12 protein-coding genes are annotated in these 13,340 nt (G+C 57.3%); 4 read left to right on the top strand and 8 right to left on the bottom strand.

Annotated elements, in window-relative coordinates:
- The first annotated feature begins 165 nt into the window (after positions 1 to 165).
- The gene (bkdR, locus tag ACA069_RS17035) at positions 166 to 654 is read left to right on the top strand and encodes a Bkd operon transcriptional regulator BkdR (RefSeq protein WP_008059350.1); all 489 of its coding nucleotides are present in this window, start codon (positions 166 to 168) and stop codon (positions 652 to 654) included.
- A gap of 34 nt (positions 655 to 688) precedes the next feature.
- Here bkdR and ACA069_RS17030 read toward each other — a convergent pair whose 3' ends face one another.
- Both ACA069_RS17030 and ACA069_RS17025 read right to left on the bottom strand, forming a co-directional pair.
- On the bottom strand, positions 689 to 3,217 hold the full coding sequence (locus ACA069_RS17030; protein WP_497614497.1) for a UvrD-helicase domain-containing protein: 2,529 nt from the start codon (positions 3,215 to 3,217) through the stop codon (positions 689 to 691).
- Positions 3,218 to 3,419: 202 nt separating this feature from the next.
- Positions 3,420 to 4,283: an MBL fold metallo-hydrolase gene (locus ACA069_RS17025; protein ID WP_497614495.1), complete on the bottom strand. Its 864-nt coding sequence runs from the start codon at positions 4,281 to 4,283 to the stop codon at positions 3,420 to 3,422.
- 96 nt (positions 4,284 to 4,379) lie between these two features.
- Between ACA069_RS17025 and ACA069_RS17020 the strand changes: the two genes are divergently transcribed.
- The 3 genes from ACA069_RS17020 to ACA069_RS17010 all read left to right on the top strand — a co-directional run bounded on the left by ACA069_RS17020 (position 4,380) and on the right by ACA069_RS17010 (position 6,852).
- Positions 4,380 to 4,721, top strand: a complete 342-nt coding sequence (locus ACA069_RS17020) for an ArsR/SmtB family transcription factor (protein WP_497614493.1) — start codon at positions 4,380 to 4,382, stop codon at positions 4,719 to 4,721.
- Between the two features lie 76 nt (positions 4,722 to 4,797).
- Positions 4,798 to 6,042: an NAD(P)/FAD-dependent oxidoreductase gene (locus ACA069_RS17015; protein WP_497614491.1), complete on the top strand. Its 1,245-nt coding sequence runs from the start codon at positions 4,798 to 4,800 to the stop codon at positions 6,040 to 6,042.
- Positions 6,043 to 6,051: 9 nt separating this feature from the next.
- Entirely contained in the window at positions 6,052 to 6,852 is an 801-nt protein-coding gene (locus ACA069_RS17010) for a sulfite exporter TauE/SafE family protein (protein WP_187681095.1), read from the top strand.
- Positions 6,853 to 6,900: 48 nt separating this feature from the next.
- On the opposite strand, the gene ACA069_RS17005 is transcribed toward ACA069_RS17010, so the two are convergent.
- From ACA069_RS17005 to ACA069_RS16980, 6 genes are all read right to left on the bottom strand, one after another.
- Entirely contained in the window at positions 6,901 to 8,181 is a 1,281-nt protein-coding gene (locus ACA069_RS17005) for a TRAP transporter large permease (protein WP_187681094.1), read from the bottom strand.
- Positions 8,181 to 8,708: a TRAP transporter small permease gene (locus tag ACA069_RS17000; protein WP_187681093.1), complete on the bottom strand. Its 528-nt coding sequence runs from the start codon at positions 8,706 to 8,708 to the stop codon at positions 8,181 to 8,183. The genes ACA069_RS17005 and ACA069_RS17000 overlap by 1 nt, the downstream gene beginning before the upstream one ends.
- A gap of 79 nt (positions 8,709 to 8,787) precedes the next feature.
- The gene (locus ACA069_RS16995; RefSeq protein ID WP_497614489.1) at positions 8,788 to 9,759 is read right to left on the bottom strand and encodes a TRAP transporter substrate-binding protein; all 972 of its coding nucleotides are present in this window, start codon (positions 9,757 to 9,759) and stop codon (positions 8,788 to 8,790) included.
- 61 nt (positions 9,760 to 9,820) lie between these two features.
- Positions 9,821 to 10,714, bottom strand: a complete 894-nt coding sequence (locus ACA069_RS16990; protein ID WP_497614487.1) for an SMP-30/gluconolactonase/LRE family protein — start codon at positions 10,712 to 10,714, stop codon at positions 9,821 to 9,823.
- 51 nt (positions 10,715 to 10,765) lie between these two features.
- Positions 10,766 to 11,590 carry an NAD-dependent epimerase/dehydratase family protein gene (locus ACA069_RS16985; RefSeq protein ID WP_497614485.1) on the bottom strand — a complete coding sequence of 275 codons (825 nt, stop codon included), beginning with the start codon at positions 11,588 to 11,590 and terminating at the stop codon, positions 10,766 to 10,768.
- Between the two features lie 295 nt (positions 11,591 to 11,885).
- Positions 11,886 to 13,181: an OprD family porin gene (locus ACA069_RS16980; RefSeq protein WP_497614483.1), complete on the bottom strand. Its 1,296-nt coding sequence runs from the start codon at positions 13,179 to 13,181 to the stop codon at positions 11,886 to 11,888.
- Positions 13,182 to 13,340 lie beyond the last annotated feature (159 nt).

The raw sequence follows: 13,340 nt of genomic DNA, 5'->3' as shown, positions 1-13,340 counted from the left end.
TGAATTTCTTGTAGTGAGCTGGCAGTCATTCTTCGATAAAAGAAATCTTGTCCTACAACAATCATAGGCCCGGGCAAGAAGAATATTTATCTCTGTTTCGTTGCGCTGGCGGTCATTTGCAGATAGAAATTCTGCATAAACATAAAAAACAGGTGGTTTTGTCTCATGCGCAAACTGGACCGTACCGACATCGGCATTCTCAACAGCCTTCAGGAGAACGCACGCATCACCAACGCTGACCTTGCGCGCTCGGTGAACCTGTCGCCAACGCCGTGCTTCAACCGGGTCAAGGCGATGGAAGAATTAGGCCTGATTCGCGAACAGGTGACCCTGCTGGACGCCGATCTGCTGGGGCTGCATGTGAACGTGTTCATTCACGTCAGCCTGGAGAAACAGGTCGAGGAGGCGTTGCAGCATTTCGAGGAAGCGATTTCCGATCGCCCCGAGGTGATGGAGTGCTATCTGATGGCCGGTGACCCGGACTATCTGATCCGGGTACTGGTGCCGACCATTCAGTCCCTGGAGCGCTTCATGATGGACTTTTTGACCAAGGTTCCAGGGGTGGCGAACATCCGCTCGAGCTTCGCCTTGAAACAGGTGCGTTACAAGACGGCGCTGCCGTTGCCGGCGAATGGTTTGACGTTGGGCACCTAGCGCTGACGCTTTTCGCCGCCTCTGGATCAACACCTTATTGCGGCGAAAGAGCAGAATCTCCTGATGTTTCCTGATCAGTCCACTTTTTGTAGCATCCGGATTTGAGATCAGCATACCCCGAAGCATTACTTCCGCTTTGTTTGGTCGTCGCGGTGATCTCGCGGTCAACCAGCCAATGACATCTGAGTTCGGCGCGAGTAATGCCTACGTAAGCTAAACGCAGTGCCTCATCTGATTGAGCGTTGTCATAAGGCGCTGGAGATTTGTCGCCCAGATTGGTGAGGTTGTAAATGTCGTTGCGTTTGGATTTCGTCGGGTTATAGAAGCAATCACCGATAACGAAAACAGATTGCGCCTGCAATCCTTTGGACTTGTGAAAGGTCATCAGTTTGACGTTGCGCTGTTTTTTTTGCGCTTCGTGCAATAAGCCTCGTAGGGCGGTTCTGTATGCTTTTTCAACATCGCCAACGCGAAACACCATCAGTATGCTATGACCGTCGTCATAGGCTTTCCTGACGAGTCGCAGAATCGTTTCGTCCGGTTCGATGATTTTTTTATCTTTAGCCACATAGTGCATGTATACGGGCGTCTTTTGATTAACGACTTTTTCGTTCGCTGCAATCCCGTGCTTAGCCTTATCGGTTGTGGTGGGACGGACAACTTGTTCGGCAGCATCAATGATTGTCTGATGGGAACGGTAGTTATTCTGCATGTACAGAGTGTTGCGCGTGTGGGCGAGGAAATGCTTATGGAAGTCCATCAGATACTGAGGTGAACTACCGCGCCAGCCATAGATACTTTGCCAGTCGTCGCCGACTGCCATCAGGCTATTGCCCAATCCGGGCAGGCCTTGATTACGATTACGGATCTCTTTGCAGCATTGCCGGACCCAGGAAATGTTCAGGCCGGAAACGTCCTGGAACTCATCAATCATGAGGTGCCGCATGCCGTCTAGCTCGGCTGTTGGAATGCGCTTAATATTTTCCGTATTGTGTTCGCCAAACAGTGCGAATGCCTTATTAAAGGTGATCAATTTTTTGGGCGACATGCTTTCCAGATAATCATGAAAGCCGCGCCAGTAGATCTGCAAGGCGAGGTAGAAAGGCTGACGTGGGTCGCCCGGCGTAAAATCTAACGAACCGATCGCCTGGACCACATCCAAACCCAGGTTCTCGATGTAGTTGCCTTCGGCAAAGAACACTTCGGTCAGCTTCGTTTCCTTGATAGTCGTGCCCGGCAAGTGATAATCAAAACCGGCATCCTGAACGATCATGTGTTCGGCATTGCCCATCAGTGTCTTTGCGGCCATGACGTTATTGATGAGAATGTATTTTTTCCCCCGATAACATTCTCCAATCATTGCCTGGCGGCTCCAACTCTCTTGTTTGAGATTCACTGTCTGGCCTTCGCGCCTGGGAATTTCGGCCGACTGGTTTTTCGTGTCCGGCCAACCAAGAATTACCAGTGTTTCGAGCCCTTCCAAGTAGCCATGGGCTATGAAGGGTTTTCTCTCGATGCTGAAGGTTCGACGCTCGGCCACACCCGGAATTGGCCATAGACCCAACTCCACCCATGCAGCCTCAATTTCATCGCAGACGGCTTCATCCTTTTCGGACATCTTGCCGAGAATTTGATTCTTTTTGTTTCGCATGGACTCGGACATAGGATCCGGCTTGACGAAGACGATCGATTTGTAGAGATCCAGGATGTGTTTTTTGAACGTCCGGTCTTTCTCGTAAAGGCTATTGAATACTTGGGAAAGAACCAATCCTTGCTCAGTCGTGATTTTTGACGAGAAGGGGGTTTCCAACTCGTCCTCATCCTCACCTGATTTTTTTGCGCCCAAGAAATCGAAATAGTCGATAGGCGCATCCGAGAACGCTTTCATGAAGCCGAATACTTTGCTATGAAATGTGCGCACCAAACTCTTGGTTTGATCTTCACTCAGGTCTTTGCCCCATGATTTGAAAATCCTCACCATTTTTTTCTGCAAGTCTTTTTTAGACTCAGTGGTGAAGGTAGTCACCTGCATGTGATGAAGCGGGATGCCCAGGTGAAAGTGTTTAAGCACAACACGCAAGGCCAACGTCGTGGACTTCCCGGAACCGGCGCCAGCGATCACTGATGTACAGGTCGTGTCGGCAAAGATCATTGCCCACTGCTGATCGCTCGGTTGTTCTTTCTCATCAAGTTTTTCCCACACCTCGTCGCGCATTTTCTGCTTGATATCATCGGTGATGGGCATGAGTTCATTGTCAAAAAGGCAGTGATCCTCTCCTGGCAAGGATGCGGCCGAGCGCAGGTCGTTGATCTCTAGAATGGCGCGCCCCTTTGCGTAACCGTCGGCGTAGCCGAGATCCTTTCCGGCAAGCAGGCCTGCGTCATTGCCAACCTTGATTCCTTCTTCTCTACCCTCGATGAAGGATCGCCTGTCAATGGCTTTGAGTGCCTCAAGGACTTTGGACGACAAGTAGGCGATTGCGCGACGGGAAATAGAGAGATGGCGATTGAATGTTTCAGGTTCCAGTTCAGGGGATTGCCCGTGTGGAGAAGTTTGACTCATGGTTTCCCTGCAAAAAGTCTTCTCGACGAAGTGTGACTTCGACGATGTCCGTGTTACTGCTCACCCGCGCGATTTTAATCGCAGGGTGTCTACCGGAGCGGTTTAGGTTTCCGGATATTACACGGTAGTGGCATTTTGGCTAGGCTACAGTCCAGAGCGCTCCTTTAAATCAGGGAGCGAGTAATCATCAGGGCAGTTGAACTCACATTTTGTTGATCGGAATCCTCAGGTACGTCACACCATTGCCTTCCGCCGGCGGCAGATTCCCCGCCCGCACATTCACCTGAACCGCCGGCAGCAGCAGTGTCGGCATGCCTAGCCCAGCATCGCGGCGTTTGCGCATCTCGACGAACGTGGCCTCATCGATCCCGTCATGCACATGGATATTGCTTTTGCGCTGCTCGCCGACGGTAGTCTGGCACTGAGCCTGGCGGCTTTCGGGTGGGTAGTCGTGGCAGACGTAGAGTTTGACGCTGGCCGGGAAGGCCAGCAGTTTCTGAATCGAGTTGAACAGTTGATGAGCGTTGCCACCGGGGAAGTCGCAGCGTGCAGTACCGACGTCGGGCATGAACAGCGTGTCGCCGACCAGAATCTGTTCGCCGTCGATCAGGTACGCCATGTCTGCCGGAGTGTGGCCGGGGACGTGCAGGGCGGTGGCCTTGAGATTACCGATCCTGAAAGATTCGTTGGGTGCGAACAGATGATCGAACTGCGAGCCATCGACGCAGAATTCCGGCTCCAGATTAAACAGTGCCTTGAAGACGTTCTGCACTTTGCTGATCGACTCGCCAATCGCGATCTTGCCGCCCAGTTCCCGGCGCAGATACGGCGCAGCGGACAGGTGATCGGCATGAGCGTGGGTTTCCAGTAGCCATTGCACTTGCAGGTGATGCTCGCGAACGAACGCGATGATCCTGTCAGCTTGCGCCGTGCCGGTGCGGCCGGCGGCGCCGTCGTAATCGAGCACCGGATCGACGATTGCGCATTGTCCGCCATCGTCTTCATAGACCACGTAGCTGTAGGTCGAGGAGGCGGGGTCGAGGAAAGCTTCAATCAGCGCGGGCATGGACATGAACCTGTGCAGGGGTAGAAAAGTCGGTTGCAACACTTTATGTAAAAACATAATGTTCGCAGCTTAAGTGACGTTGAAGGCATCCTGCAAATGCAATCCAGTCTGACCGAATGTGAAGTCGCCCAATTGCGCGCCTCGGCCTCCAAGGCCTGCGCGTTGCTCAAGGCCATGGCCAACGAGGATCGCCTGTTGATTCTGTGCCAGCTGACACAGGGCGAGCGCAACGTCGGCGAGCTGGAAAAAATGACCGGTGTACGCCAGCCGACGCTGTCTCAGCAATTGGGTATTTTGCGCGATGAAGGGCTTGTCGCGACCCGTCGTGACGGCAAGTACATTTTTTACGGCCTCGCCAGTCCTGAAGTCATCCAGGTGATGAAAACCCTCTCCGGGCTGTATTGCGGTGCCGTCCTGAAAAGCCTGGGTCACCAATAAATGTCAGCCAGCACACCATTCAATTGCAGGAGTGCTGGCAAGAACAATCCGTGCGCGCAGCCATAAGGAACAAGCAATGAACGATCAACACTGGGGCCCATCCATCAGTGCAGATATCGTGGTCATCGGCGGCGGCACTGCCGGCATCGGCTTCGTCGCCAGTCTGCTCAAGCGCGATCCGCACTTGAAGATCACTGTGATCGAACCAAGTGCCCAGCATTACTACCAACCGGCATGGACGCTGGTCGGTGGTGGCGCCTACGACGTAAAAGACACTGTAAGACCGATGACCAAAGTGATGCCGCGTCAGGCCAACTGGATTCAGGCAGCGGTGACCGCAATTGATCCCGACAACCGCCAACTCACCCTCAATGATCAGCGCACGGTCAGCTATCAAAATCTGATCGTCTGCCCGGGCCTGCGCCTGGCCTGGGAAAAAATCGAAGGCTTGCAGGAAAGCCTCGGCCAGCACGGCGTTACGTCCAACTACAGCTATCAGCACGCGCAATACACCTGGGATCAGGTGCAGAAACTGCGCGGCGGCAAGGCGCTGTTCACCCAACCGGCGATGCCGATCAAATGCGCGGGGGCGCCGCAAAAGGCGTTGTACCTGTCGTGCGATTTTTGGCGAAAAAACGGCGTGCTGAACAAGGTCGAGGTGGAGTTCAACCTGGCCGGTGCTGCGCTGTTCGGCGTGGCGACGTTCGTACCGCCGCTGATGAAATACATCGAAAAATACAACGCGCAATTGGCCTTCAACTCGAATCTGGTCAAGGTCGACGGCCCGGCGAAAACTGCGTGGTTCGAGGTCAAGGACGCTGATGGCAACGTCACTCGCCAGGCGAAAACCTTCGATCTGCTACACGTCGTGCCGCCCCAGGTTTCGCCGGATTTCATCGCGCAAAGCCCTTTGGCCGACGCTGCCGGCTGGTGCGAAGTCAATCCGCATAGCCTGCAGCATCCGCGTTATCCAGAGGTGTTTGCGCTCGGCGATATCTGCGGCACCAGCAATGCGAAAACCGCTGCGGCAGTGCGCAAGCAAGTTGTCGTGGTGGCCGCGAACCTGCTGGCCCTGCGCAATCACCAGCCGCTGCCGCTGAAGTACGACGGTTACGGTTCCTGCCCACTCACGGTGGAGAAGGGCAAGGTGATCCTTGCCGAGTTCGGTTATGCCGGGAAGTTATTGCCGACCTTTCCTCTGGACCCGACCGTACCGCGCCGTTCGGCCTGGTGGCTGAAGGCGACGCTGCTACCGTGGTTCTACTGGAACGGCATGCTCAAAGGCCGCGAATGGCTGACCGGTTTGTCGAAGGTTGACTGAGAACTCCCTATGTTGCTGGCAAGTCTGTTTGGCGTGGTGATGGGGCTGGTTCTTGGGCTGACCGGGGCCGGTGGCGGAATTCTCGCGGTGCCGGCGCTGGTGCTCGGGCTCGGCTGGACGATGACGCAGGCCGCTCCAGTAGCGCTGTTCGCTGTGGGCAGTGCGGCGGCCGTCGGCGCCATCGATGGGTTGCGCCATGGTCTGGTGCGTTATCGCGCGGCACTGTTGATTGCAGCGCTCGGTGCGGTGTTTTCACCGCTGGGGATCTACTTCGCGCATCAGTTGCCCGAGAAGATCCTGATGATTCTGTTCAGCCTGCTGATGGTCATGGTCGCCTGGCGCATGTTGCGGCGTGAGCGTCAGGCGCAAGGTCCGAGTGACCACGGTCACGCCAGTTGGGGGCAGAAGAACTGCATGCTCGATGAAGAGACCGGGCGCTTCGACTGGACCGCCAAATGCACCGCGACCCTTGCGGCGTTAGGTGCGGTCACCGGGGTGGTGTCCGGATTGCTTGGTGTTGGCGGCGGTTTCCTGATCGTGCCGGCATTCAAGCAACTGACCGACGTGCAAATGCGCGGCATCGTTGCAACGTCGCTGATGGTAATCAGTTTGATCTCGGCGATCGGGGTGATCGGTGCGTTTCATGCCGGGGTGCGGATCGACAGCCAGGGCGCGGCGTTCATTGTTGCCAGCGTCGTCGGCATGATCATCGGTCGCAAGCTTTGTGCGCGGGTGCCGGCTCGGGCATTACAGGTTGGGTTTGCCAGCGTGTGTCTGGTGGTGGCGGGGTATATGTTGTTGCGGGCGTGAGGTAAACCTTGTGGTGAGGGAGCTTGCTCCCTCACCACAGTTACAGTGTTACAACACCAAATGCGGCAACCACAGCGAAATCGCCGGAACGTAAGTCACCAGCATCAACACCAGAAACAGCACGGCATAGAACGGCAGCAGCGCCTTCACGGTGCTTTCGATGCTGACCTTGCCCACCGCCGAACCGACAAACAACACCGCACCTACCGGCGGCGTTATCAGCCCGATCCCCAGGTTGACCAGCATGATCATGCCGAACTGCACCGGGTCGACGCCGATGCCGAGAATCACCGGCATCAGGATCGGTGTCAGGATCAGGATCAGCGGCGCCATGTCCATCACCGTGCCGAGCAACAACAGCATGACGTTGATGCACATCAGGATCACGTAGCGGTTGTCCGACAGGGTCAGGAACAGCGTGGTGATCTTCGCCGGGATCTGCATCAGGGTCATGATGTAGCCGAAGCTGGCGGCGAAGCCGATCAGGATCATCACGATCGAAATCGTGCGCACTGTGCGGTGCATCAGTTTTGGCAGCTCACTCCACTTGTAGTCGCGGTAGATGAACATGGTGACGAAGAATGACCACAGTACGGCAATGGCTGCCGACTCGGTCGCGGTGAAAATCCCCGAGAGGATGCCGCCGAGGATGATCACCATCGCCATCAAGCCCCACATCGCTTCGCCGCAGATTTTCAGGGCTTCACGCAGCGGGATAACTTCACCTTTGGGGTAGTCGCGTTTGCGCGCAAAGATCAGGCACAACACCATCAGACACGCGCTCATCAGCAGGCCCGGCACGACGCCAGCCATGAAGAGCGAAGCAATCGATACCGTGCCGCCGGCCGCCAGCGAGTAGAGCACCGAGTTGTGGCTCGGCGGCGTCAGCAGCGCTTGTACCGAACCGCTGACGGTTACCGCCGTGGAGAAGTCCCGTGGATAGCCTTTGCGTTCCATTTCCGGGATCAGTACCGAACCGACCGAGGCGGTGTCCGCCACCGAGGAACCGGAAATCGCGCCGAAAAACGTCGAGGCCATGATGTTGACCAGCGACAGGCCACCGCGCACAAACCCCACCAGCACTCCGGCGAACGCCACCAGCCTGCGCGACATGCCGCCTTCGGCCATGATCGCCCCGGCCAATACGAAGAACGGAATCGCCAGCAGCGAAAACTTGTTCACCCCACCGGCCACCTGAATCATCAAGGCCTGGAACGGGATGTCGATCCACCACGCGCCGATCAGCGCCGACAGGCCGAGGGCGTAGGCGACCGGCATGCCGATCAGGATCAATGCGATAAAACTGCCCAGCAGAATAAAAGCGTCCATCAGGCAGCCCCTTCGTTTTCTTCAACCAGATCGAACCGCACCACGCGGCGATTGCTCTGATCACCGAGCAAGAGTTTTTCCAGCACGAAAATCAGCGTCAACGCGCCGCCAATCGGGATCGGCATGTAGGTGATGCCGACGCGCAAAGTGGGCAGGGCGCTCATGAACTGGTTCCAGGTCGACAGGCACAGCTTGGTGCCCCAGATGGTCATGAACAGGCAGATGGTTGCCATCAGCAGTTGCGAAACGATGCTCATGGTTTTTCGCAGGTTGGGTGGCAAACGGTCGGTGACCATCGCCACGGCCATGTGCGCACCGGCGCGGTAACTGGCGGCGGCGCCGATGAAGGTGAAGACCATCATCAGCAGGATGGCGGTGGGCTCCGGCCAGCTCGAACCGGTGCCGAGGACGTAACGGGCGAAAACGCCCCAGGGAATGATCAGGGAAATGGTCAGCACCGACAGACCGGCGACCCAGATGCAGGCCATGTAGATCCGGTCATTGATGCTCAGCAGCAAATTCTTCATCGGGTTCCACCGTAACCGGGCAGGCACAGACATCCAGCGAGGTCTGTGCTGCCGGGCCTTTCGTTGAGGGCAGGGAGGGTTACTGAACGGCTTCGATGCGCTTGATCAGATCGGCGTAGGGCGCGCCGTACTTCTCGCGGATTGAGGCGGTGGCCTCGTAGAAAGGTTTCTTGTCGACGGTGATGAATTCGACGCCGGCGGCCTTGAGTTTTTCTTCGCTGCTGGCGGATTTCGCATCCCACAGTGCGCGCTCTTCAAGCTGGGCAGCCTTGGCGGCTTTCTTCACCAGCGTCTGTTGGTCGGGGGTGAGTTTTTCCCAGGTGATCTTCGACATCACGATCGGCTCGGGCAGGATCAGGTGCCCGGTCAGGCTATAGAATTTGGCGTTCTGGAAGTGGTTGTGTTCCAGCAGGGTCGGCGGGTTGTTCTCCGCGCCGTCGATGACGCCGGTTTGCAGGGCGCTGAAGATTTCGCCGGTGTCCATGGCGATGCCGTTGCCGCCCATGGCGTTGATGGTCTCGATGAACATCGGGTTGCCTTGCACGCGGATCTTCATGCCCTTGAGGTCTTCGAGTTTGCGCACTGGTTTTTTGGTGTAGATGTTGCGCGTACCACCGTCCATCCACGCCAAGGCCACCAGGCCGAATTCGGAGTTGGTGATCCGGTCGAGAATCGCATCGCCGACTTCGCCATCGATCACCGCGCGCATGTGCGCCTGGTCGCGGAAGATGAATGGCATGTTGAATACGTTCACGTCAGGCACCACCGGGCCGACGATACCCAGGCTGACACGGGTCATCTGGATTGCGCCGACCTGTGCCTGTTCAATCACCTCTTTTTCCGAGCCGAGCACGCCTCCGGGGAAATACTTGAAGGTGAGATCGCCATTGGTTTCCTTGGTCAGGGCTTTGCCCATGCTTTCCTCGGCAACCACGGTCGGATAACCGGCGGGGTGGATATCGGCGAACTTGATTTCCAGCGCCTGGGCGGCGCTGGTGAAGGTAAACATCAGCGGGAGTGCAGCGGCGAGCAACGTGCGTTTGAAGTCCATGGGGGGTGTCTCCAGTCTTGTTATTTTTGTGTTCAAGGCACAGCGGTGCAGCAGAGGCGGGTTAAAGCAAATCGTCAAACAAGGGTTCCGGCAGGCCTTTGACGCCGGGTGTCAGCGCGAATACGCCGCCGGCCAGAGACTGCGGATCGTGATCGTCACCGGGGCGAATCGAGGCGACGAACAGGGTGTCCATTGCACTGCCGCCGAAGGCGCACATGGTCGGTTTTTTCACTGGCACCGCCAGCGAGTAGTCGAGTCGTCCGTCGGGGGTGAACCGGTGGATGAGACCGGCGTCGTTGGCGCAGATCCAGTAGCAACCGTCGGCGTCCACGGCCGCACCGTCGGGGCGACCGCAGTAGTGATTCATGTCGACGAGGACGCGGCGGTTGGACGGTGTGCCGCTGGCGGTGTCGTAGTCGAAAGCCCAGATCAGTTGCACGTTGGGGTGCGAGTCGGACAGGTACATCGTCTTGCCGTCGGGACTGAAGCCGAGGCCGTTGGGCACGACGAAACCGTCGAGTTGCGCTTCAACCGGCCCCGACTGACCTGCGCTATACCGATAGAGCCGGCCTTCGGGCGCATTCAGGCCCATGTTCAGCACCATGCTGCCGGCCCAGAACCGTCCCTGACGATCGCAGCGGCCATCGTTGAGGCGCATGTCGTCTCGGCGGTGTTCAACCCGTGCGAGCCGTTCGGTATCGAGGCTGCCATCGTTGTGCGGGTGCAGATGGAAAAAACCGCTTTCCATGCCGGCGATCCAGCCGCCACGGCTGTGGCGAGCAATGCAGGCGAGCATTTCAGGGGCTTTCCAGGCATGGACATGGCCGGTGTCGGCGCTCCAGCGTTGCAGGCCGCCATTGGGAATATCCACCCAATACAGGGCGTTTTCCTGCGCGACCCAGACCGGGCTCTCACCGACCGCGTTGCGGGCGTCGACGATCAATTCGGCTTGCATACTCATTCCCTTGGTTTTTATTGGAGGGGGATCAAGTGGACAGCAGAGCGGTCAGTCGCCGAACGGACCAGCCGCAACGAAAGCACCACCCTGATAGATCCGCGCCGGGTCATCGGCCGCCGGCATCGGCTGCGCTTCGACTTTTTCGCGGAACACTTCTGAGCTGTCCTTTGCTTCGAACCCGAGGTGGCTGGCGAAGCGGTTGTCCCACCACACGTCCTTGTTGTCGGACATGCCGTAGACCACGGTGTGGCCAACGTTTGGGGTATAGAGGGAGCGTTCGAGCAGTTGGGTGAGGTCGTCGAAGCTCAGCCAGGTGTGCATCATTCGGCGGTTCTGCGGTTCGGGGAACGAAGAGCCGATGCGGATGCTGACGGTCTCGATGCCGTAGCGATCGAAATAGAAACTGGCCATGTCTTCGCCGTAGGACTTGGACAAACCGTAGTAACCGTCGGGGCGGCGGGCGGAGCTGGCGTCGAGTTGTTCGTCCTGTTTGTAGAAGCCGATGACATGGTTGGAACTGGCGAAGATCACCCGTTTCACACCATGGCGGCGTGCGGCTTCATAGATGTGGAAGACGCCGCAGATGTTGGCGCCGAGGATCTCTTCAAACGGCCGCTCCACGGATACGCCGCCGAAATGCAGGATCGCATCGACACCTTCGACCAGTTGATGCACGGCCTGTTTGTCGGCGAGGTCGCAGACGACGACTTCTTCGCGATCATCGATGGCCGGGGTGAGGGCGGCGATGTCTGAAAGTCGCAGCACGTTGGCGTAGGGGCGCAGGCGTTCGCGCAGAACTTTGCCCAAACCACCGGCGGCGCCGGTAAGCAGCAGTCGATTAAACGGGGCGCGGGGAGTAGAGGTAGACGTCATGGCAATCCCTTACACGTTTTGTTTTTAGGTTTGTTGTAGGTTGTCGTATGACTGAGCTGAAGTATCGGTAGGGTTTCTGGATCTTGTCAACGCGACTTTTGGTGTAAATGACGGAAGGGCTGATCCATTCTCCTGCTGCGCGCTTCTGTGGCGAGGGGATTTATCCCCGATCGGCTGCGCAGCAGTCGTCAGCGTTTTTTCTGAAAAACCAAGGGGGCTGCTGCGCAACCCGTCGGGGATAAATCCCCTCGCCACAGGTCATCGGTTTGCCAGAGGTTTGCGCTTGTACTAACTGTTACAACAACGAAATCGGATAGCTGATAAAGATCCGGTTCTCATCAAACTCGTTGGTGCTGAAGTCCCGGCGAATCGTCGCGTTACGCCATTTCACATTGAGGTTTTTCAACGCGCCGCTTTGCACGGTGTAGGCCAGTTCAGATTCGCGGCCCCATTCCTTGCCGTCTGTGATTGTTCCCGTGTGCACGTTATCGCCGCTGATGTAGCGGTTCATCAGGGTCAGCCCGGGAATGCCAAGCGCGACGAAGTTGTAATCGTGGCGCAACTGCCAGGAGCGCTCCTTGGCGTTGTCGTAACTGGCGTTGTAGCTGTCGTTGGCGAGGGTGCCACCGCTGGTGCCGTTGACCCGCATCCACGCGCTGTCGCCGGTGAGTTTTTGCAGGCCGACGTAGAAGGTGTTGCCGCCGTACTTGGCCGAGAGCATGGCAAACGCGGTCTTGTTGTCGAGGTCGCCGGCCTGGGCACTGCCGTCTTCCTTGCCGGTGAAGAAGCCGAGGTTGGCGCCCAGGGTCCAGTCGCCCAGCGGTTGGCTGTGGCTCAGATTGAAGTACTGCTGCTGGTAGATGTCGGTGAGTTCGGCGTACCACACGCCGATCATCGTGCGCTTGTCGTTGAAGGTGTATTCGCCGCCACCGAAATTAAAACGATCCGAGGTGAACGCACCGCGGCCGTTCATCGACATGTCCTCCATGCTCGCGTCGTTGCGCGGGCTGTTACCGCGGAACTGACCGCCATAGAGACTCAGGCCGTTGATCTCGGTGGAGGTGATCTGCCCACCACGAAAGGTCTGGGGCAGGGAGCGGCCATCGTCCGAGCGCAAAATCGGCAGCACTGGCATCCATTCGCCGACCTTCAGTTCTGTCTTGGAAACCTTGGCCTTCAGCGCCACACCCATGCGTCCGAAATTGTCGGCCGGCCGCCCGTCATCGTGGATCGGCAGCAACTGCGTGCCACCGGTGCCTTTGCCGCCATCGAGCTTTTGCGAATACAGCCCCAGGATGTCCAGACCGAAACCGACGGTGCCTTGGGTGAAGCCGGATTTGGCATCGAGGATGAAGCTCTGCGTCCACTCTTCGGCTTTGCCCTGCGGGTAGGCTGGGTTGACGAAGTTGCGATTGAAGTAGGCGTTGCGCAGATTCAGCGTGGCTTTGCTGTCCTCGAGAAAGCCTTCGGCATCGGCGCTCATCGGCAAGGCGAGTGCAAGGCTGCTGCAACCGATCAGGCTTAGCGTGGAGCATGGGCGGGTGATTGAGAAGCGGGAATGGCGGACGGAATTGCAGACGAATGTGCTCACTGTAACGCTCCCTTATTGTTCTTGTTTTTATTAGTGTTGTGCGTTGTCGTACAACATCGGAGGCGATATTTACGGAGCTTTCGGGGAATGTCAACTGGAAGTTATACGATGACTTCGCGGGCCTGGCAGCCCTCAATGCCCTCATCGCTGGCAAGCCAG

This window comes from Pseudomonas sp. LBUM1652 (assembly GCF_059716105.1).
This window is presented reverse-complemented; position numbering and strand designations above follow the sequence as displayed.